This window comes from Streptomyces sp. NPDC004609, assembly GCF_042873655.1.
Taxonomy (GTDB): Bacteria; Actinomycetota; Actinomycetes; order Streptomycetales; family Streptomycetaceae; genus Streptomyces.
The window spans coordinates 1-19,858 of the sequence record NZ_JBIALS010000063.1 but is presented as its reverse complement, the minus strand read 5'-3'; the positions used below and the strand labels follow the sequence as shown (position 1 = coordinate 19,858).

Here is a 19,858-nt window from a genome sequence, read left to right as displayed (position 1 = left end):
CGCGCTCCCGGTGGCCCCCCCCCCCCCCCCCCGCCCCGCCCCCCGCCCCGCCCCCCCGGGCCCCCCCCCCCCCCCCCCCCCCCCCCCCCCCCCCCCCCCCCCGCACTTCAGGGTCCGGCTACTTCCCGCGGTACGCGTTGTAGATCGACACCGTCCCCTTGTTGCCCTGCTTGTCCGTGATGTACGCCCGGAACGCGATCCCCTGCCCCTTCGCGGGGTTCTTGACCGTGAGCTTGCCGCTCTTCACGGTGACCTGCTTCCAGGTCTTGCCCTGGTCGTACGAGGTGTAGACGACGAGCGTCTTGAGGTTCCCGCCGGCCGCCGCGCCCTGGATCACGAGCGGGAACGTCTGGGTACGGCCCGCCGGGACCGTACCGTCGAAGCCGACGGCCGCCCCGAAGCGCGCCATCGAGACCGGCAGCCTCACCGGCACACCGCTCGTCCGGGAGGTGAAGGTCCAGCTCGCGTCGACACGGCTGGAGACGGACGTCAGCTTCGAGCTGCGCACGACGGACGTCGCCAGGACGTACGAGGCGTTGCCGGCCGGGACCGTGAACGGCGAGGAGCCGGAGAGCGGGTCCTCGTTCTGGCCGATCTTCTTCCCGGCCCGGTGGAGCGTGGTGCGTACGGAGGTGGCGTCCGACCAGCCCGGGTGCCCCCGGTCGTCGGCGAACACCGGCAGCGAGCCCCACAGGAGGTTGCCCTGCCGGAACACACCGAATCCGCTGCTCAGATGGGGACCGAAGACGGCCCGGTTGAACACCTCGGTGTACCGCTTGCCGGCCGCGTACGCCTTCGGGCTCTCGAAGAAGTGGATCGTCTCGGCGAGCGGGCTGCCGTGCGGGTCCACCCCGGAGAGCTGGGAGAACTCCAGCTCCCACCGGGTGCTGTTGACGGCCGAGACCCACACCGTGCGACTTCCGGGCGCGCTCTGGGGGGTGAATTCCGGGAAGGAGGGCAGTTGGGCGCCCGGCGTCCAGCCCAGCGCTCGTACACCGCCCTTCTTGGCCTTCACGGAGGCGCCGAAGTCGACCTTCACCGAGGCGAGTTCGGCGGTCTTGTAGCTCTTGGTGAAGCCGGTCGCCAACTGCTGGACCCGGCCGCCGTGCACGGTGTTGTACTCGATGGGGGTCGCGCCCCGGTCCCACTTCCCGGCGAACGACTGGTGCAGCGAGCCGTCGGTGATCCGCGGACCGAGGTGCGCGGTACGGAGGTAGGCGAACGAATCGAGGGTGAGCGAGTTGCCGACGGCCTCCTCCTCGGTCCCCACCATGTACGACATCGTCGCCTGCGCCTGCCTGGCCTTCGCGTCGGGCACACCGATGGAGAGGGGCCTGGCGGTCCGGGCGTCCAGGGTGACCGTCGTGTTCCCGGCGAGGTCCAGCCGGGGCTGGACCAGGACGTCGACACCCTTGGTGATGTCGTCGGGGTCGACGAGACCGTAGGTGTCGAGGAGGTAGCGGCCCTTGGGCACCCGGACGGTGGCCGTGCCCGACGACACGTCCGGTACGAACATCTCGCCCGAGGCCGCACCCGTCAGGGCGACCAGCGCGGTCTCGAAGGTCTTGCCCGGTGTGCCGTCGCGCGCGATGTGGTCGAGGGTCAGGTCGTAGGACTCGCGCTCGCGATCGGCCGTGAGGGCGGTACGGACGGTCCGGCCCGCGTCGGCGCCGGTGCCGGTCGCCGTGACGACGCCCGTGTAGAAGCCGTCGGCGCTGCCGCCCAGACGGGTGTCGGCGGTGATGCCGACGGAGGCGGTGGAACCGGCGGGAACGGTGACCCGGGGCGCGGCCGCGGTGAAGAATCCCGTGGGCGCCGGCCGTCCGGAGGGGTCGCTTCCGGTGGCGGTGAGATCGAGGGTGACGTCGGTGGTGCCCAGGTTGCGGTAGGTGAGCGTCTTCGTCACCGGGGTGTCGTCGCCGTGGGGCCACTGCTGGGTGCCGAAGGTGAGGGAGACGGGTTCGGCCACCACGGTCTGCGCCACGGCCCTGTCGGCGGCGATCCGGCCCGAGCCCTGCTCGTAGGCGGTGTGACCGCCGTCCTTCGCGGACCCGGTCAGCACCCCCTTCAGCTCGGCCGCCTTCCACGCGGGGTGCTTCTGCTTCAGCAGCGCCGCCGCGCCCGCGGCGTGCGGGGTCGCCATCGACGTACCCGAGATCGTCAGATAGCCGGCCGGGCTCTCCCCGACCTCCCGCGCGATCTGGCTGCCCGGCGCCGAGGCCGCGGTGATGTCCACACCGGGACCGGTGACATCCGGCTTGATCCCGCCGTCACCCAGCCGCGGTCCCCGGCTGGAGAACTCCGCGAGCTTCTCCTGCCCGTCGACCGCGCCCACGGTCAGCGCGGCCTCCGCGCTGCCGGGCGAGTCGACCGTGCCCTGCTGGGGACCGGAGTTCCCCGCCGCGACCGCGAACAGCACACCCTTCTCGGCGGTGAGCTTGTTGATCTGCGCTTCGAGGGGGTCGATCTCGGGGCCGTCGAAGCCGCCGAGGCTCAGGTTCACGACATCCGCGCCCTGGGCGACGGCCCAGTCGATGCCCGCGAGGATGCCGGAGTCCTCGCCGTAGCCGTCGTCGTCCAGCACCTTGCCGTTCAGGAGGGTGGCACCGGGCGCGACGCCCTTGAACTTCCCGCCCGACTTCGCCCCCGAACCGGCCGCGATCGAGGCGACATGGGTGCCGTGCCCGACCCGGTCCTTGGTGTCGGGTGCCGCGGAGAAGTTCTGGGCCCCGGCCACCCGGCCGCTCAGATCGGGATGCGTGGCGTCGACCCCGGTGTCCAGCACCGCGATCTTCACCCCGGCTCCGGTCAGCCCGGTCGCCCACAGGGCGGGCGCGCCGATCTGGGCCGTACTGCGGTCCAGAACGGCCTTGCGGACACCGTCGAGCCAGATCCGGCCGATACCGGACTCCGCGGTCAGCGAACCGTCACCGCGGGAGCGGGTGACCGCCTCCCACAGCGTCCCCGGGGTATCGGCCGGAGCGGTCACGGCATCGGCGTTCAGGGACGGCAGCGACCGCCGCACCTCGGTACCGTCGGCGGAACGCACCCCCGCCCGCGCCGACTTCCCCGCCGACCCCTGATAGCCGACGATCACCTTCAGCCCGGCCCGGTACGCCCGGCGGCTCTCCGCCCGGCTCAGCTCCGTCACGTCGAACAACCGCCGGTCCACCCGGCCGGACGCGATCAGGCGCTGCGCGTCCAGCGGCACCACATAGGTGTGCCCGCCGACGGTCCGGGTGCTCACGGGTATGTGTTCACGCCCCTTCGCCCGCTCGAACCCGGTGGGGCGGCCCTTCGCGTCCACGAGCACCCGGTCACCCGTGATCAGGGTGATCCGATGCTGGGGCGTCAGGCCCGGCGCGGCCTTGCCGGCGCTTCCCCGGCTCGCCGCCGGGTCCGCCGCCGACGACGGGCCGGTCATACCCGCCGTCAGGGCCACGGCACAGGCCGCGGCGATCGTGGTCGCGCACGCCTTTTTCACTTGTCTGCGCAAGTCTCCCCCTGGAGATGAGCGAATCGGAAGAACGGACGGTGCTTCCGGCACCGGGGGGCTGCTCGTGAAAGGCTGCGCGCCCCGGGGTCTCGCAGTATGCCGGTGCCCGCGCGGGCGCTCAACAGTGGGGCGGAAGTATTCGGTTGGGACCCCCGACGGCTCCTGAGGTGCCAAGAGCCCCGCGCCTCAGGATGAATTACGGAGACGCTATCGCATTCCGTTGCCTCGGGCGATCGTGATGTGCCCGTACCGGCAACGGTCAATGCTCCGGGGTGAATTCGCGCCATCGGCGAATCCCGGATGTTGTCTTCTGTCGCTTTCTGATCAGCTGTGGCGGACGCCAATCGGTGCATTATGAAAGCTGGTTGCGGATATCCTGCGTGGCCGCCGCATTCGTGCTTACACTCCCTCACGCAGGAAGGTAGAGGGTGTGCGGGGAGCGCGCCCGGAGGGGGCCAATTTCTGTGCATGGGGCAACACATTCGCGTTCCTCGGCGGGATGGCGGAATGACGGAGAGCCGGCCCGGAGTCATGGCCGTGCCGGAGGTCCCGCTCCGGTCGGAGGTCCCGATTCCGTCGGGTGCCGGCGTGCGCCGAGGACATGGGAACCCGGATTCCCGATCCCGCCCCGCCGACCCGGGCTCTCGCACCCGTGTCCCCGCGTCCGGGAATCCGAAAGCCCGCGTCACCGCATCCCGTACTCCGGCCCCGGGACCCCGGACACGGAGTCCGGAAGACGATGACGACGACATGACGATGACGACGACACCCGACGACCCCTATGACAGCGGCACCGACGACGACAACGACGACGACGCATCCACGGAGGCACTCATGCACGGCCGTACGGGCGAGGATGTCCTCCGGGACGTGGTGAGCCGGCTCGCCCCGGAGGAACTCGCCAAACTGGACGAGGCCCGCCGGAGATACGCCGAGCGGCCCTATCCGCCGCAGCGCCCCTCGCGTTCCGGAGGGAGTGTGCTCGCGAGCGGTGTGGAGACCGCCGTACTGATGCCGCTGCTCATCGCGTTCGTCGCCCAGTTCCTGGCCGACGTCGCGGCGGACGGGGTGAAGAGGGGCGGCAGGGCGTGGGCCCGCCGCCGGCAGCGCAGGCGCCGCCGCCGCGAGGCCACGGAGGAGCGCCGGACCGCGCTCACGGCCGGAGTGCCCGACGCGACCGCGTTCCCGAGGGACGAACTGCTGCGCTGGGCTGCGGAACAGGCGCGTGACTGCGGTGTGTCCCGTACGGACGCGGAACAGTACGCCCAGGTCGTCGTCGTCGCGGTGATCGGCACCCCCGCCCCGGACGACGGTCCCGCCGCACCCCCGGCCCCGGGTGGTGGGGACGGCGGGCCCGTGCCCGCCACACCGGACGACGACTGACCGCCCGGTGCCATGAACTCCCGTGGTACGGAGCCGGTGCGGGGACCCGGCACAGAGCCGTTACGACAGCCTGGCCAGGAGCAGGAGCAGGAGCAGGAGCAGGAGCAGGAGCAGGACCCCGGCCCGGAGCCGGCACCGGAACCACCACCGGCGGCCGGTCCTCCGCCGCCGGCGGCGCCCGGTCCGGCCGGGGCGGCCGACGCTCCCGCACCGGCGACCGGCAACCCGGCCGCGGAGACCGAGGAAGCGGCGCGGGCGCGCAGGGAGCTCGCCGAGGCCCTCACCTCCAGCCGTCTGCCCCAGCCCACGACCACCCGACTCCTGCTCCTCGTGCTCGTGGCCGCCTCCGGGGCCTCGTTCGCCGCCTGGTGGTGGCTGGTCAGGGGCCGGGCCAACTGGCGCGGCGGGCAGCTCGCCTGTGTGCCCGAGGCGTCGGCGGGAGTGGACGACCCGGCGGAGATCGTCACCGCGTTCACCGGCTGTATCGACGGTGTACGGCTCACCCAGGCGGCCGTCGTCCTCTGCGGCCCGTTCGCACTGCTCCTGCTCGCCGTCGCCGTCCGTGCCGTGTCCCGCGCGTGGACGCTCTCGCGCACCGCGCCCGCCGACCCCGAGATGGTCGCGCGGCTGAGGGAGGCGCTGCCCGAAGGGGCGCCGCGCGTACCGGAGCTGGTCGTGGACCACCGCCGCCCCACCGGTACGGACGCCCGCGCCTCCGGCACCGTGCGCAGGCCCCGGATCATCACCGACGGGGGCGCCTACTCCGAGTCCGAACGCGACATCCGGGCGATGCTCCGCCATGAACTGGCCCATCTGGAGGCCCGGGACGTCGGACGCGTACGGCTGGCGCTGGCGGCCTGGTGGGTGCTGCTGGCGGGTGTCACCCTGCCGCTGCTCGCCGCGCTGGCGCTGCGGCCGGGTCTCCTCGCTCCCGCCGTGGGCCTGCGGATGACCGCGATCCTCGCCGTGTTCGGGCTGATCCTCTGCGGGGTGCTGCGCGTCCGTGAGTACGACGCGGACGTCCGGGCCTCCGCCGATCCGCGCGACCCGGGCGGCATGGCCGACTACATCGGCCGGATAAAGCCGCTCACCCCCGGGAAGCGGCTGCTGTACGCCCTCGGCCTGGCCACCCACCCCACCGGGAAGGCCCGGCTCGCGATGCTCGCCCGCCCCGGCCGGCTGTGGGGCTTCTCGCCGTTCGAGGGCCTGGCCACGGGCATCGCGGCGGGGCTGGTCCTCACCGATCTCGCGCTGATGGTGGCCGCCCTGACACCCGACAGCATCGTCCTCGGCCACCGCATCGCGGGCGCGCTCACCGGCTGGGCGATCGCCGGAGTGGTCACCGTCGCCCTGTGGCGCGCGGTGGCCGTCGGGCATCCCGACGCCCGCGGGCGCCGTCCGGCCTACGCGGGCGCGGCACTGGGCGCGGGCATCCTGGTCGGCACCCAGCTCTCCGCACGCGCGGCGGGCGACTGGCAGCTGGACACGGCGACCACGGACGGGCTGACCGCGTCCTTCTCGCTCATGGACGTCTCCACGGAGCGGTTCGCGGTGCTCGCCGCGCTCCTGGTGCTGGGCGGGGCGGCCTTCGCCCTCTGGGCCGCGGCGCTGGCCCGGGCCGCGGGCGCCACCGTCTCCGGACGGTGGTCGGCCCCCGTGTGCGCGGCGGCGGTCGCGCTGTCCGGGCTGGTCGCGGCCGTACCGCTCGGGACCTGGTTCTCCCTCGCCGTGGTCGCCGCGAGCAGCGGGGACGCCATCGGACTCTGGTCCGTGATCGACAATCCGGGCTGGATGACGGCCACGACCCTCGCGCTGGTCGCCGCGATCCTGCCGTTCACGGTGGCGGCACTGCGCCGCTCCCCGCCCCGGCCCCGTACGGTCCGCGCGACAGCGGTCGCCGTGCCGGTGCTGGTGGCGGCCGTGGGGCTGCTGCTCGCCCAGCCGTACGAGGTGAGCAGGCGTCAGAACGCCTTCCCCGTGGGCGGTGGAGACCCGGACGGCGAGAGGGGCAGCGTGCTCAGACGGCCTGTCACCCCACCGCCCGACGGCGCGCCGGTCCCGATCGGCGAGCTGCCCGTGCTGCCGCCGCCCGGCGCGGAAGGGAGCGCTCCCGTGACCGACCCGTTCATGGTGTGCCGGGCGCTGGAACTGGGCGGGACCGCGCTGTGGGTGGACGAGGAGGGGCGCAGGGAGGCGGGCGAGCTGCTGGCCGGGGTCGACGACCCCGTGCTGCGGGCCGTCTCCGTCGCACTCCTGCGCTCCGGCCCCGAGCGGGTGGAGACGGATGTGATCCAGGCGGCGGCCGCCCGGTGCGACCTGCTTTTCCGCTACGACCACTGACCGCTCCGCCCGTCCCGCCCGTCCCGCCCGTCCGCTCCGGCGGCCCGCGCCCGACCGGCGTACCGGCGTCCGACCCGGCACCTGCGCACCCGTCGTACCCGCACATCGGCTCACCACACACCGAGGAGCACCCGTGAACAGAGCTTCCGGCCCCCGGACCGGCGGCCCGCCCGGCAGCCGACGGCTCATCGCCGTACCGGTGCTGCTGGCGCTCGTGATGGCCGCGTCGGGCTGCGGCGAAGAACCCGGGAAGCGGGCCGACACCGTCGTCACGGACGAGACGTTCATCCCGGTGCCGCCGCCGCTGCCGTCGCCCACGAGGTCGTCGGCGTCCCCGTCGCGCTCGCCTTCCCCGGCCACTCCCACCGCGTCCCCCTCCACCACACCGCCGAAGCCCACCCGCACGCCGACCGCGACCCGCTCGGGCGGTGGAACCGGCGACCGGAAGGGCGGCTCGGAGACATCGGGCGGCTCGGGAGGCGGGAAAGGCAGGGGAGGCGGGAAAGGTACGGGCGGCTCCGGCCGATCCGGGGGTACGGGGCCCGGCCCGGGCCCCACCGGGACAGGCGGCCAGAAGCCGTCCGCCGAACCCAGTACCGGGCCCGGCCCGAAGCCGACACCGAAGGCGACCCCCACCGCACCCACCACCGCACGGCTCACGCGCGCGCTCCTCACCACCGCCCACCTCCCCGGCGGCTATGTGAAGACGACCCTGGACCACTACCCCGCGAACCGCTCCAGCCGCCCGGACTGCCTCCAGCGCCTCAACGCCCTGGAACTGGAACGCAGTACGACCCCCGGCGCGGTCGAGTCCCGGGTCGCCTTCGCCCAGAGCCAGAGCGGGCCGTTCCTCCAGCAGATCCTGCGCTGGCTGCCCGGAGACGGAGCCCGCCGGGAGCTGAACAACGCCGTGAACACCCTGTCCGGCTGCGGCACCTACACCATCGGCTGGCCGAACGGCACCGAGGCCCGGCAGACCGTCGTCCCCCTCGGCCCCGCCGGAGTCGGCTCCGCCTCCTGGCACGCCACGGTGACCGTGGACTACGGCCCGGTCGTGGTCAGCGAGACCCTGGTCCTGGTGGTCGTCGGCCGCACCCTGATGATCCTCAGCCACCTCGCCGGCCCGGAGTCCCCACCCCGCCCCCAGACCCTCTCCCTGGCCTCGACGGGCGCGTCCCGCATCCCGTGACACGGGCACCCCGCACCGTCACTCAGGGCGGGGACAGGGGCGGGCAGGGACGCCGGGGGCCGGGAGTTCGAGGCGTCCTCGGTCTCGGTCGCGGTCTCGGGGGAGAGAGACACCGCGCGCTCCGGCCGATGGGTACGGCCCCGGCGCGGTGCCGCTCCCCGTGCCCCGCACCGGAACGGCTCCGGGGCGGGGCACGGTCGTGTGAGGGCCGGGGCCGGGACGCGTACGAGACGACCGTGATCGCCGCCACCACGGCCACGGCAGCACGTACGGTCCGGCGCCGGCGTCCGGGGCGACGGCGCCGCCCCGCTCAGCGCAGGCGCTCCTCGTGACGCGACGGGCCCTGCGGGAGGGTGGTGGTGAGCCGGTCGTCGGGGTGGGGGATGTCGCCGAAGTCCTCGTCCGTGCTCTCGACGGGGAGGCTGTGGATGAGGGCCTGGAGCCGGGGCGGCAGGGACGGCTTGCCGCCGTGCCGGCACCGGCTGATCAGCTCGTGGCGCACGCTCTCCGGCAGAAGGTGGCGGGGCACTCCGGCCTTCGTGCCACGGCCCGCACCGCCGCTGCCACCGGGAGCGAGACCGGAGAGACCGGCGGGACCGCCGGGACCGGGTCCGGGAGCGAGAGCGTGACCGGGAGTGATACGGCCGCCGCCACCGGGGCCGCTTCGGGCGAGCTTCCGGCTCTGTGCACGCCAGTACTTCGCGTCCCGGAACTCGGCCCGCGCCTGATGCACGAGGAAGAGACAGAAGGCGGCCGTGGCATCGCCGCCGCCCGCCGCGAACTGCCACCAGAACTGGCTGGCCTCGCGGTATCCCGCCAGATGCAGGAGCGCGGCGAACACAAGGGCTCCCGCCGGTTCGATCCGGTCCTGGTCGAGCAGCCGGGCCAGGCCCGCAGCCGCCTGCGGGGCGTCCACGATGAGGGTCGCGGCCAGATTCAGATCGTGGGCCGCCTGCTCGGAGCCGAACGGCGCGGGCCGCGGGTCCGCCCCCGCCGCGTACGGGACCGGCGGGCCGTCGTCGATCCCCGTCTCGGAGCCGGTGCGGGCGCCGGTGCCGGGCGGGGCGGGTGGCGCAGGCGCAACGGGTCGCGTCGGCGGAACGGGTGAGGTGGCCGGGACGGGTACGGCGAGCGGGGTGTGCGGACCCGGCAGCGGACCGGCCGAGAGGCGGGCGACGCGCTGAAGCGCCGCGTCGGTGTCGTAGTCGTCGTAGTCGTCCGCCAGGATCTCCGCCTGTCGGAGTGCGGCATCGATGTGCGGCTCGTTCATTCGGGACACCGCTGTTCTCCGGCCTCCTTGTACGGCATGCCCAGTTCCCCCGCGAGGCGGCGCCTGGCGTGGCGGATGTGGGAGCGTACGGTCGCCAGCTCGATGCCCAGATAGTCGGCCACGTCCTCCTCCCTGCGGCCCAGGACGAAGCGGAGCGTGATCACATCGTACTGACGCTCCGGCAGCCGGGCGATCGCCGCGTACAGGCCGATCTCACCGGACAGGACGGCGAATTCGTCCCGCAGTTCGTGCAGCAGCAGCTTCTTGACCGCGGTGCGGAAGGCGGCGGTGTCCACTAAGAGGGGTTCGAGGTTCCGTTCGTCGAGCCACAGGTGCACCTCCTCCTTCAGGACCGTCCACGCGTACCGGGGCACGGAGTCCTGCGCGAGGGCGTGCTCCCAGCCCTTCCGCAGCCTGGCGCACGCGGCGTCCACCACCGTCTCGGCCGCGCTGCGGCTGCCGACCTGGGTGTGGGCGTAGCGCATCCACAGCTTGCGGTGGAAATCGTGGAACGCGTCGAACGTCAGCGTCAGCCGCTCGGCGGCCGGCGGAGCGCCCGCGGCGGAAGGCGGCGGGGGCGGCCCGGGGGCTCCCGGCGGGCGGGGCGGCCTGGGCGGGCCGGGCGGCCGGTGGGGGCCGGGGGTTCCCGGCGGTCCGGGCGGTCCGGGAGGCGACTCCGCGTCCCGGACCGTTCTGCGGCTCGGGGAGGGATTCACCGGATCGCCACCAGGGTTTCCAGAGCGATGTCCACGGGCGTCCTTGAGGGTGGGCGGGCACCGTACCTCTCCGCGACGGAGGGTGCCGGTGGGGAGGATGCGCACTCCCACTGTCAGCCAACCCGACGAACGGCCCTCCTGTGCAAGGGACCCGGCGGATTTCTCCTCACGTACGGCAGGAACACGACCGGTGGACACCTGCTCGGTGGCCGGAGAGCGGCGGGCGGAATGGCCGGTCCCCGATGTTGCTCGCGCACCGTCGCACAGGGTGAACTGGGACAGCGCGAACGGGTGTCGGCCCGACGCGCGATCACTCGTACGCCCGCACGACACAGGGGGAGCGGCATGGACGACGCCACGGTGGATCCGGAACTGGACCTCGACCTGGACCTGGACCGGGCGCACTCCGCCCGCGTCTACGACTACTTCCTCGGCGGGGTGACCAATTTCCCCGCCGACCGGGAGGCGGCGGCCCAGGCGGTCATGGCCTTCCCCTCGGTGCTGGCGGCCGCGCGTATCAACCGCCGCTTCGTCCACCGCTCGACACGCCGGCTGGCCGAGCAGGGCATCCGGCAGTTCCTCGACATCGGCACCGGCATACCCACCTCCCCGAACGTCCACGAGATCGCCCAGAGCATCAACCCGGACTCCCGCGTCGTCTACACCGACAACGACCCGATCGTGCTCGCCCACGCCCGGGCCCTGCTGCGCAGCCATCCCGACGGCGCCACCGCCTACCTCCATGCCGACGCCCGCGACCCGGTCGCGCTCCTGCGCCACAAGACGCTGGAACTCCTCGACTTCGGCCGGCCCGTCGCCCTGAGTCTGAACGCCCTGCTGCACTTCATCACCGACGAACAGGGCGCCCACGCCATCGTCGAACGGCTCAAGGACGCCCTGCCCTCCGGCAGCGCGCTCACCATCAGCCATGCCACCCCCGACTTCGACCCCGAGGCGACGGCGCGACTCAAGGCGGCGTACGCGGCGGCCGGGACGCCCGGACAGGCCCGTACGAAGGAGGAGTTCGCGCGCTTCTTCACCGGCTGGGAGCTCGTCGAGCCCGGTATCGTCCCGGCCCATCTCTGGCAGCCCGACCCGGACGACAACGCGGAGCACACGACCGCCGCCGAGGCGGCCTGCTACGCCGCCGTCGCCCGCAAACCCTGACTGCCGGCGCCGGCCCCCACCCCCGCGAGCCCCGCCGGGTACGCGTACGGGTGACGGGCCGCGCCTCCACCGCCAGGGCCCCTGTCCTGACGGCACCTCCCGCCCGGCACGGGACCGTACCGTCACCAGCAAGATCGACTACGCCCGGCGCTACGGCCCCGGCGGTGCCTGCCTCTCCAACCTCCGCGGAGACACCCCCGGCGCCGAACTGATGACCGCGCTCGGCAACGCCCTGGGCTGAGCCCCGGACCGGCGGGCGGCTGGCCGCCGCCGGGTGCCCACCGTCTCCGTCACGACGGCCTGCCGAACGGACCCGGCCCGGACACCGGACCAGGTACGCGGCCGGGCGCGTGCGTGCCGTAGCCGTGTCGTACCCTCCGCGCCGCCGGTGGACGGCCGCCGTGCCGCGGATCCGGCTGCCGGTGTCCGTGGGGGTGTGGGAGAGTCGGGCAGGGGGCGCCGGGGTGTGCGGCGGCTCCGTGTCCGGGGCCCTGGCCGGGGCGTTGAGGGGGACTGTGTGGCGCAGGTGATCGACGGCCGCTTCGAGCTGCTGGAGCGGCTCGGCGGTGGCGGCATGGGACTGGTGTGGCGGGCGCGCGATCTGGCGCTGCACCGCGAGGTGGCGCTCAAGGAAGTACGCCCGCCGGACCCGGCGCTGGCCGAGTACGACCCCGAGGGCGCCCGTGCGCTGCGCGCCCGTGTCATGCGGGAGGCCCGGGCGCTCGCGCGTATCGACCACCCCAATGTGGTGACCATCTTTCACATCGTGGACGGTGACGAGCACCCGTATCCGTGGCTCGTCATGGAACTGGTCAGGGGCGGCTCGTTCCAGGACCGGCTCGACCGGGGCGGCCCCCTCACTCCCGAGGAGGCGGCCCGGGTGGGGCGCGGGGTGCTGGCGGGGTTGCGTGCCGCGCACGACGCGGACATCCAGCACCGGGACATCAAGCCGCCGAACGTCCTTCTGCGGCCCGACGGCCGTCCGGTCCTCACCGACTTCGGTATCGCGGCGGTCCGGGACGCCACCGCGCTCACCGCCGCCGGTTCCGTCATCGGCACACCCGACTACATGGCCCCCGAACGCGTCGGTGGACAGGACGGCGGCCCGGCGGCCGATCTCTGGTCGCTGGCCCTGATGCTGTACGTCGCCGTGGAGGGACGCAATCCGCTGCGCCGCGCGAACACGCTGGCCACCCTCGCCGCGGTCCTCAGCGAGGATGTGCCGCCGCCGCGGAACGCCGGTCCGCTGGCCGGGGCGCTGAGCGCCGTACTGGTACGGGACCCGGCGGCGCGACCGGACGCGGAGGCGCTGGAGCGGCTGCTCGCAGCGGTGGAGTCGGGGGAGAGGGCGGCGGCGGGCGCCGTACCCGGGGCGGCCCCCCGGAAGGCGGACCCCAGGGAGGCCGCTCCCCGGGAGGCGGACGCGCCGGACGCGGATCCCCGGGCGGGTGCTGTCCCGCAGACGGACCCCCGGGCGCGGGCGCGGGAGGAATCGGAGGCGCGGGCGGAAGCGGGCCCGGCGGCGGGCGCCGTTTCCGGGCCGGACCCGAGGGCGGGGGCTGTCCCGGAGGCGGCGGCGCAGGAGGTTGCCGGCCGGGAGCCGGTGGCGGACTCGGGACCCGGAGAGCCCGGCGCCCCGACCTCGTACCCCCTCCTCCCCCCGGCCCCGCCGCGCGCCTCCCCTTCGTCCCCCTCCCCGTCCGCACCGGTCGCCCCGCCCCCGTCCGCACCGGCCCGGGCGCCCTCGGGCCGGCGCAGGCGCGTCTGGGCGTACGCGGCGGCAGCGTCTTGCTGGACACCGACGCGCCGCTCATGTTCGTCACCGACGAGGATCTCGCTCTGTTCCGGCCGGGGACCTTCTTCGTCGACGTCGCCTGCGACGAGGGCATGGGCTTCGGGTGGGCCCGCCCGACCACCTTCGGCGAGCCCATGCCCGCGGTGGGGCCGGGCTGCCACTACTACGCGGTGGATCACAGCCCGTCCCACCTGTGGAACTCCGCCACCTGGGAAATCAGCGAGGCGCTCCTTCCCTACCCGCGCAAGGTCATGAGCGGTCCCGGGGTATGGGACACCGACGTCACGGTCCGAAAGGCCATCGAGATCCGCGACGGCGTCGTCCAGAACCCGAAGCTCCTCTCCTTCCAGCACCGGGCAGCCGCCTACCCCCACGCTCCCGAGCCCCGGCGACTCCGCTGAGCTCAGCGGTCTCGTTCGGACCCGGCGGTCGCAGGAGTTGACGCAGACAGGGCGCCTTCCGGCCGGGCCGGCCGCCGCGGTGCGGGCCGGGAGTCGGCCGAACCGGCCGAGGTCCGCCCCGGGCACCTGGAAGCCGTCGACGGTCCGCGCCCTCATGCCTCCGTGGGCCGGCCCGCGCACACGTCACCGATGCGGCTGGTCTCCGGGCGGATCGCCGGACCGGGCCGGCCTGCGGTCGTAGGCTGACGGCCGTCATGAGCGAGGCGAGGGGCGGGGAGAAGAGATCGTGGAAGGCCTTACGGAGGCGGAACTTCGGGCGCTGGCCGGTGCCCGTTCCTACGAGCGCGGGCTCGGATACCTCGACGCGGTGACCGGGGTCGAGGTCGGTGACGACGTGATCACCGCAACCGTCCACGGCACGGAGCGGTATGCCGTGGAACTGGACATGGGCGGGCCCGGCCGCCCGGCCGGCACGTGTGACTGCCCGTACGGCCGGGAGGGGAACTTCTGCAAGCACCTGGTCGCGCTCGGACTGACCGTGCTCGCCGAGAAGGACAGCCTGCCGCGGCAGCGGAAGGCGGCCCGGGGTCGTGTGCAGGAGCTCGACACCTGGCTGTCCGGCCTGTCCAGGGAAGAACTGCTCGCCCTCGTACGGGAGCAGATCTCCGACGACCGGAAGCTGCGCCACCGCCTGGAGCTGCGGGCTGCGAGCGCCCGGGGAGACCTGGCCGGGATCCGGGCCCGGGTCCGCGAGTTGCTCGACATCGGCCCGTTCGCCCACTATGGGTACGTCGAGTACGCCGACGCCCGCGCCTACGCCGACCAGGCCGGGCAGGCGGTGTCCACGATCACGGCACTGACCGGCTCGGGCCGGGCCACCGACGCGGTCGTTCTGGCGCGAGAGACGATGCGACTGCTGGCCGAGGCGATCGAGAGCGTCGACGACTCCGACGGATGGCTCGGGGAGATCGGCGCACGCCTCGCCGATGCCCACCACGGTGCGTGCAGTGCGGCGCGCCCGAACCCGGAAGAGCTCGCACACTGGCTGGTCGGCCATGTGCTCGACGACACCGGCGACCTGATCGACATCGATCCGCTCGACTACGAGGGCGTGCTCGGTGAACGGGGGATGACCGCCCTGCGGGAACGGGCGGTCGAGGCATGGCGGGAGAACCGTACCGGCTGGGCCGAGAAGTACCTGATGCAGCGCCTGGCGAAAGCGGGCGGCGATGTCGACGCGCTGATCGCCGTACACGTGGCCGACCTGGCACCGGACGGCCGTACCCACCTGGTCATCGCCCGGGAACTCGACGAGGCAGGGCGGCCCGACGAGGCCCTGACCTGGGCGGAACGCGGTATCCACGACACAGGGGACCTCGCAGCCGTCGACACCGCCCTCGTCGACTATCTCTGCGACCGCTACACGCGGGCGGACCGGCTCTCTGAAGCCGTCGCCCTGCGCCGCGACCACTTCAGCGCCCACCGCACCCTGTTCGCCTACCGGCAACTGCGCGCCGTCGCGCAGGCCGCCGACTGCTGGCAAGCCGAGCGCGAGCAAGCGCTGGGCCTCCTGCGCGCCGACGCAGGACGGAGCCGGAAGGGCCACGCCGACCCCACCCTGGTGGACGCCCTGCTCGACGACAAGGACGTCGAGGCCGCCTGGCGAGCCGCCAACGAAACCGGAGCCCACGACGGGCAGTGGCTCATTCTCGCGGACCAGGCCCGCGCCGACCGTCCCGCCGACGCGCTCGCCGTCTACCTGCGCCTGACCGAGCCGCTCACCCGGCAGACCGGCAACGCGGTCTACGAACGGCTCGTCAGCCTGCTGCTGAGTATCCGGGACTGCCACCACCGCCTCGGCGCAACAAATGACTTCACCACGTACATCACCGGCCTGCGCGCCACCCAGAGGCGCAAGCGGAACCTCATGCGCTTGATGGACGAACACGGACTGTGAGCCCGGACGGCTTCGTCACGGCGCCGCAGGACCGCTCCCTCACGTCCGGGGCTCGGCTGATTCCCGAGCCACGGAGGCTGACGCCTGGCACGTGCGGCCCGGAGGCGCCTGGGGTCGGGTGCTGTTATGAGCCTGCTCACCATGTCTGTACTTCCACCCGCCTCGACCTCGCCCGAACCACAGTCCAGCCGGCACCTGCTCGCGGAGGATCTGGACGCGATGCTCACCGCAGCGGTGCTGGAGGCGTCTGATGCGTGGGACGACGACCTCGACCAGCCCGCCGGGGACCAACTCATCGACGGCATCCGGGCGCTTGTGCGTCCTGCCTGGTTGCTGAGTCCGGTTCGTGACGGCGGCCCGGCCGAGTCCGGCGAAATCGGTGGCTCCCGCATCGGCGGGGTGCCGGATCTGCCCCAGGGACCGTTGGTGTTCACGGCGGACGCCACCGTAGAACCCGCCTTCGACGACGGTCGGTGGTCCACAACGGAATCCTGGGTCTACTAGCCGTATCGGTCCGAGTGGTGGGGAACGCGGTCGGCGGGCGGTCGGCTGCCAGGGGGGGGCATTCCGGTCGGCTCGGGATCGGACAGCAGGGCCCGGGCCCGGTGCCGGGCCGGTGGCTGCGGGGCCCGGGCCGTCGGGACGGTCGGGGCGGACTGCGGATGCAGGGCATCGTTCCGGTCGCCGTGGAACGTGTGCCGGGTCAGCGGCAGGGCGGCCGTCTCGTCCTCTGCCGCAACCGGCCCGAGACGCGGCCGTCCGGCCAGGCCGGGTCGTTTTTATGATGTGGATCACATTTTTGGGGGTGGATGTCACACTCCGGGCGCCTTGACCGCTCTCAGGTCAGAACGCATCCGCAACGGGAGGCCCGATGACGCACCACCCCCCTCCAGACTCACAGACAGCCACGTCCGAAGGTGGCCCGCGGACCGCGGCGCCGGATCCGCCGGCGGCCACCGCGACACAGGTGTTCCACGAGCACCGTGAACTGCTGTTCTCCCTCGTCTACAACATGCTCGGCGAAATCGCCGACACCGAGGACGTGCTGCAGGAGACATGGCTGTCCTGGACGACCAGAAACCAGGCACCGAACGCGGAGCCGATCGACAGCCCGCGCGCCTACCTGGTGCGGATCGCAGTCAACCGGGCCCTCGCCCACCAGGCCGCCATCAGCCGCCGCCGTGAAACCTACCTGGGTCCGTGGCTGCCCGAACCGCTGGTCAGCTCCCTCCCCGGCGTTCCCGTCGCCGACGACGCCGCGGATGTGGCCGTGCGTACCGAGTCGGTGTCGATGGCGCTGCTGGTGGTGCTGCAAACCCTCACTCCGCTGGAGCGCGGGGTGTTCGTCCTGCACGAGGTGTTCGGCTACGCCCACACCGAGATCGCGGAGATCCTCGGCCGCAGTCCCTCCGCGATCCGCCAGCTCGCCCATCGCGCCCGCGAGCACGTCCACGCCCGGCGCCCCCGCTACAAGCCCGCCCCGCATGTCCGGCAGCAGGTCACCGAACGGTTCCTGGCCGCCGCGCTCGGCGGTGACCTGGACGCCCTCCTGCAGATCCTGGCGCCGGAAGTGACCATGTGGAGCGACGGCGGAGGCAAGGCTCAGGGAACGGTGGGCCTGCGTCCGCTCCGTGGCCGCGACAAGGTCGCCCGCCTGCTCGCCGCCGTCGCACCCGGCTCCGGCAAGGCCCTCGACATCGCCTTCCGGAGCGTCAACGGCGACCCGGCGGTGCTGCTGTTGGCCGATGACGCCCCCTACGCCGTCGTCGTCCTCGACCTCACGCCGGACGGCGACCAGGTGTGCGGGATCTACGCCATCGCCAACCCCGACAAGCTCTCTCACGTCGAATAAGCGCTGAGGAATTCACATGATGCAGAAACTGGCGTCCTTCCCCAGCGGCAGGAGGACAAAATGGGTCGTCCTCGCGCTCTGGGCGGCCCTGCTGGTCCCGGCCCTCATGCTGGCCGGGAAGCTCGGCGACGTTCAGGAGAACGACAACTCGGCCTGGTTGCCCGGTGACGCGGAGTCGACCGCGGTGGTCGAGCGGGCCGAGAAGTTCCGGCCCGCCGATACCGTGCTGGCGATCGTCGTCTACGACCGGTCCGGGGGCATCACCTCCGCCGACATGGCCAAGGCCCACGCCGACGCCGACGCCTTCCAGGGCGTCGAGAAGGTCGTGGGGGAGCCACAGGGCCCGGTGAAGTCCGAGGACGGCAAGGCCATCCAGACCGTGGTCCAGATTCAGAAGGACAAGAGCGGCTGGGACGGGATCGGCAAGGTCGTCGACGCGATGACCGAGGTCGGCGAGGAGGACGCGGGCGGTCTCGGGTTCCACGTCACCGGACCGGCCGGCTACGCATCCGACTCGATCAAGGCCTTCGGCGGCGGAGGCGGCCTGACGGCGATCACGGCGGGCGTCGTCGTCGTGATCCTGCTGCTCACCTACCGCAGCCCGGTGCTGCCTCTGCTGCCCCTGCTGACCGCGGGCGGTGCCCTGATCACGTCGGAGGCGGTGATCTATCTCCTGGCGAAGAACGCCGGCCTCGTCGTCAACGCCCAGACCAGCTTCATCTTGACGGTGCTGGTGTTCGGCGCCGCCACCGACTACGCGCTCCTGCTCACCTCGCGGTACCGAGAGGAGTTGCGGCGGCACGAGGACCGGCACGAGGCGATGGCGGAGGCCCTGCACCGCTCCGGTCCCGCGATCATCGCCAGCGCCGCGACCGTCGCGGCAAGCCTGATGCTGCTGATGCTGGCCACCCTCAACTCCACCCAAGGGCTCGGGCCGGCGTGTGCCGTCGGCATCCTCGTCGGACTGCTCGCCATGGTCACCCTGATGCCCGCCCTGCTGGTCGTCTGCGGCCGCTGGATCTTCTGGCCGGTGAAGCCGGGTTACGGATCGGCCGGGGCGACCAGGGAGGGCATCTGGACCCGGGTCGGCAACGCCGTCTCCGGCCGCCCCCGGGCCGTGTGGATCGGCACCGCTCTCGCCCTCGGCGTCATGGCGATCGGAGCGTTCGGGCTCAAGGCCGACGGGCTCTCCAACACGGACCAGTTCACCGACAAGCCGCAGATGGCCGTCGGCGAGGAGATCAAGAACAGACACTTCCCGGCCGGGTCGGGCGACCCCGTCTACGTCGTGGCCAAGGCCGCCTCGGCCGGACAGGTGCGTACCGCGCTGTCCGGCGTCCCAGGAGTGGCCGAGGTCTCGCCGCCGGTGGTCAAGGGTGATGAGTCCTTGATTCTCGGAGAGCTCAAGGACTCTCCCACCGGCACGGCCGCGATGCGCACCGTCGAGCGGGCCAGAACCGCGGTCCACGAGATCGACGGTGCGGATGCCCAGGTCGGCGGCAATACGGCGATCATGCTCGACACACGAGATGCGGCCGCCCACGACTCCAGGCTGATCATCCCCATCGTCCTGGTCGTGGTGTTCCTGATCCTCGCGCTGCTGCTGCGGGCGATCGTCGCGCCCCTGCTGCTCATGGCGACGGTGGTGCTGTCGTTCGCAGCGGCCATGGGCGTGAGCAGTCTGATGTTCAACCACGTGTTCCACTTCGCCGGGGCGGACGCCAACTTCCCACTCCTGACCTTCGTGTTCCTGGTCGCCCTGGGCATCGACTACAACATCTTCCTCGTCACCCGGGTGCGTGAAGTGACCCTGCTCCACGGCACCCGGCGCGGTGCGCTGATCGGTCTGTCCACCACCGGGGGAGTGATCACCTCAGCGGGTCTGGTGCTGGCCGGCACCTTCGCGGCGATGGCCTCGCTGCCGCTGGTGTTCGCGGCCGAACTCGGATTCGCGGTGGCGTTCGGTGTCCTGCTGGACACCATGATCGTCCGCTCGGTACTGGTCACCGCGCTGACGCTGGACACGGATCGATGGATGTGGTGGCCCAGCGCGCTGTTCAGGCGTCAGGACGCCCCCCGGCCGCTGGAGGCGGACGAGCCCGACCGCGAACCCGCTCTCAGGGACGCGTGACAAACCCTCCGCCACGGGCCGGCTCGCCGGACACGGCTTCCCTGACGCCCTGTTCGGTCCCGCAGAGAAGGCCGTGGCCGCCGTCCCGCTCCGCGCGGGCGGCGGCCACGGCCCATGCCGGGGCCCGGACAGCACCGGGTGGCGCGCGACGCCAACACCCA

The 19,858-nt window shown here is 72.9% G+C and carries 12 protein-coding genes and 1 pseudogene; 10 read left to right on the top strand and 3 right to left on the bottom strand.

Annotated elements, in window-relative coordinates; all coding sequences use genetic code 11:
- Positions 1 to 118: 118 nt before the first annotated feature.
- Entirely contained in the window at positions 119 to 3,496 is a 3,378-nt protein-coding gene (locus tag ACFYT4_RS34720) for a S8 family serine peptidase (protein ID WP_389278434.1), read from the bottom strand.
- A gap of 750 nt (positions 3,497 to 4,246) precedes the next feature.
- Here ACFYT4_RS34720 and ACFYT4_RS34715 point away from each other — a divergent pair.
- From ACFYT4_RS34715 to ACFYT4_RS34705, 3 genes are all read left to right on the top strand, one after another.
- Positions 4,247 to 4,879 (top strand): hypothetical protein, encoded by a 633-nt coding sequence (locus tag ACFYT4_RS34715; protein ID WP_389278431.1) that lies wholly within the window; start codon positions 4,247 to 4,249, stop codon positions 4,877 to 4,879.
- A gap of 12 nt (positions 4,880 to 4,891) precedes the next feature.
- Positions 4,892 to 7,219, top strand: coding sequence for a M48 family metalloprotease (locus tag ACFYT4_RS34710; RefSeq protein ID WP_389278428.1), 2,328 nt, complete (start codon positions 4,892 to 4,894; stop codon positions 7,217 to 7,219).
- 133 nt (positions 7,220 to 7,352) lie between these two features.
- A complete protein-coding gene (locus ACFYT4_RS34705) occupies positions 7,353 to 8,408 on the top strand; it encodes a hypothetical protein (RefSeq protein WP_389278425.1) in 1,056 nt (351 codons plus the stop codon).
- A 310-nt stretch (positions 8,409 to 8,718) separates the two neighbouring features.
- Here ACFYT4_RS34705 and ACFYT4_RS34700 read toward each other — a convergent pair whose 3' ends face one another.
- The gene (locus ACFYT4_RS34700; RefSeq protein ID WP_389278422.1) at positions 8,719 to 9,678 is read right to left on the bottom strand and encodes a glycoprotein; all 960 of its coding nucleotides are present in this window, start codon (positions 9,676 to 9,678) and stop codon (positions 8,719 to 8,721) included.
- Positions 9,675 to 10,394: an RNA polymerase sigma factor gene (locus ACFYT4_RS34695; RefSeq protein WP_389278419.1), complete on the bottom strand. Its 720-nt coding sequence runs from the start codon at positions 10,392 to 10,394 to the stop codon at positions 9,675 to 9,677. The genes ACFYT4_RS34700 and ACFYT4_RS34695 overlap by 4 nt, the downstream gene beginning before the upstream one ends.
- Positions 10,395 to 10,739: 345 nt before the next feature.
- On the opposite strand from ACFYT4_RS34695, the gene ACFYT4_RS34690 reads away from it, so the two are divergent.
- The 7 genes and pseudogenes from ACFYT4_RS34690 (at position 10,740) to ACFYT4_RS34660 (ending at position 19,697) form a co-directional block, all read left to right on the top strand.
- The gene (locus tag ACFYT4_RS34690) at positions 10,740 to 11,561 is read left to right on the top strand and encodes an SAM-dependent methyltransferase (RefSeq protein ID WP_389278416.1); all 822 of its coding nucleotides are present in this window, start codon (positions 10,740 to 10,742) and stop codon (positions 11,559 to 11,561) included.
- A gap of 574 nt (positions 11,562 to 12,135) precedes the next feature.
- Positions 12,136 to 12,865, top strand: a pseudogene (locus ACFYT4_RS34685) (serine/threonine-protein kinase); the annotation flags it as partial.
- 508 nt (positions 12,866 to 13,373) lie between these two features.
- A complete protein-coding gene (locus ACFYT4_RS34680; protein WP_389278413.1) occupies positions 13,374 to 13,757 on the top strand; it encodes a hypothetical protein in 384 nt (127 codons plus the stop codon).
- A 286-nt stretch (positions 13,758 to 14,043) separates the two neighbouring features.
- Positions 14,044 to 15,714, top strand: coding sequence for an SWIM zinc finger domain-containing protein (locus ACFYT4_RS34675; protein WP_389278410.1), 1,671 nt, complete (start codon positions 14,044 to 14,046; stop codon positions 15,712 to 15,714).
- Positions 15,715 to 15,855: 141 nt separating this feature from the next.
- On the top strand, positions 15,856 to 16,218 hold the full coding sequence (locus ACFYT4_RS34670; protein WP_389278407.1) for a hypothetical protein: 363 nt from the start codon (positions 15,856 to 15,858) through the stop codon (positions 16,216 to 16,218).
- 367 nt (positions 16,219 to 16,585) lie between these two features.
- The gene (gene sigJ / locus ACFYT4_RS34665) at positions 16,586 to 17,566 is read left to right on the top strand and encodes an RNA polymerase sigma factor SigJ (protein WP_389278404.1); all 981 of its coding nucleotides are present in this window, start codon (positions 16,586 to 16,588) and stop codon (positions 17,564 to 17,566) included.
- 16 nt (positions 17,567 to 17,582) lie between these two features.
- Positions 17,583 to 19,697: an MMPL family transporter gene (locus tag ACFYT4_RS34660; protein ID WP_389278401.1), complete on the top strand. Its 2,115-nt coding sequence runs from the start codon at positions 17,583 to 17,585 to the stop codon at positions 19,695 to 19,697.
- The last annotated feature ends 161 nt before the right edge of the window (positions 19,698 to 19,858 follow it).

Coding starts and splice junctions, on each gene's coding strand:
- ACFYT4_RS34710 (WP_389278428.1), top strand. CDS start 4,892: ATGAACTCCCGTGGTACGGAGCCGGTGCGGGGACCCGGCACAGAGCCG.
- sigJ (WP_389278404.1), top strand. CDS start 16,586: ATGACGCACCACCCCCCTCCAGACTCACAGACAGCCACGTCCGAAGGT.
- ACFYT4_RS34680 (WP_389278413.1), top strand. CDS start 13,374: ATGTTCGTCACCGACGAGGATCTCGCTCTGTTCCGGCCGGGGACCTTC.
- ACFYT4_RS34660 (WP_389278401.1), top strand. CDS start 17,583: ATGATGCAGAAACTGGCGTCCTTCCCCAGCGGCAGGAGGACAAAATGG.
- ACFYT4_RS34670 (WP_389278407.1), top strand. CDS start 15,856: ATGTCTGTACTTCCACCCGCCTCGACCTCGCCCGAACCACAGTCCAGC.
- ACFYT4_RS34700 (WP_389278422.1), bottom strand. CDS start 9,678: ATGAACGAGCCGCACATCGATGCCGCACTCCGACAGGCGGAGATCCTG.
- ACFYT4_RS34715 (WP_389278431.1), top strand. CDS start 4,247: ATGACGATGACGACGACACCCGACGACCCCTATGACAGCGGCACCGAC.
- ACFYT4_RS34690 (WP_389278416.1), top strand. CDS start 10,740: ATGGACGACGCCACGGTGGATCCGGAACTGGACCTCGACCTGGACCTG.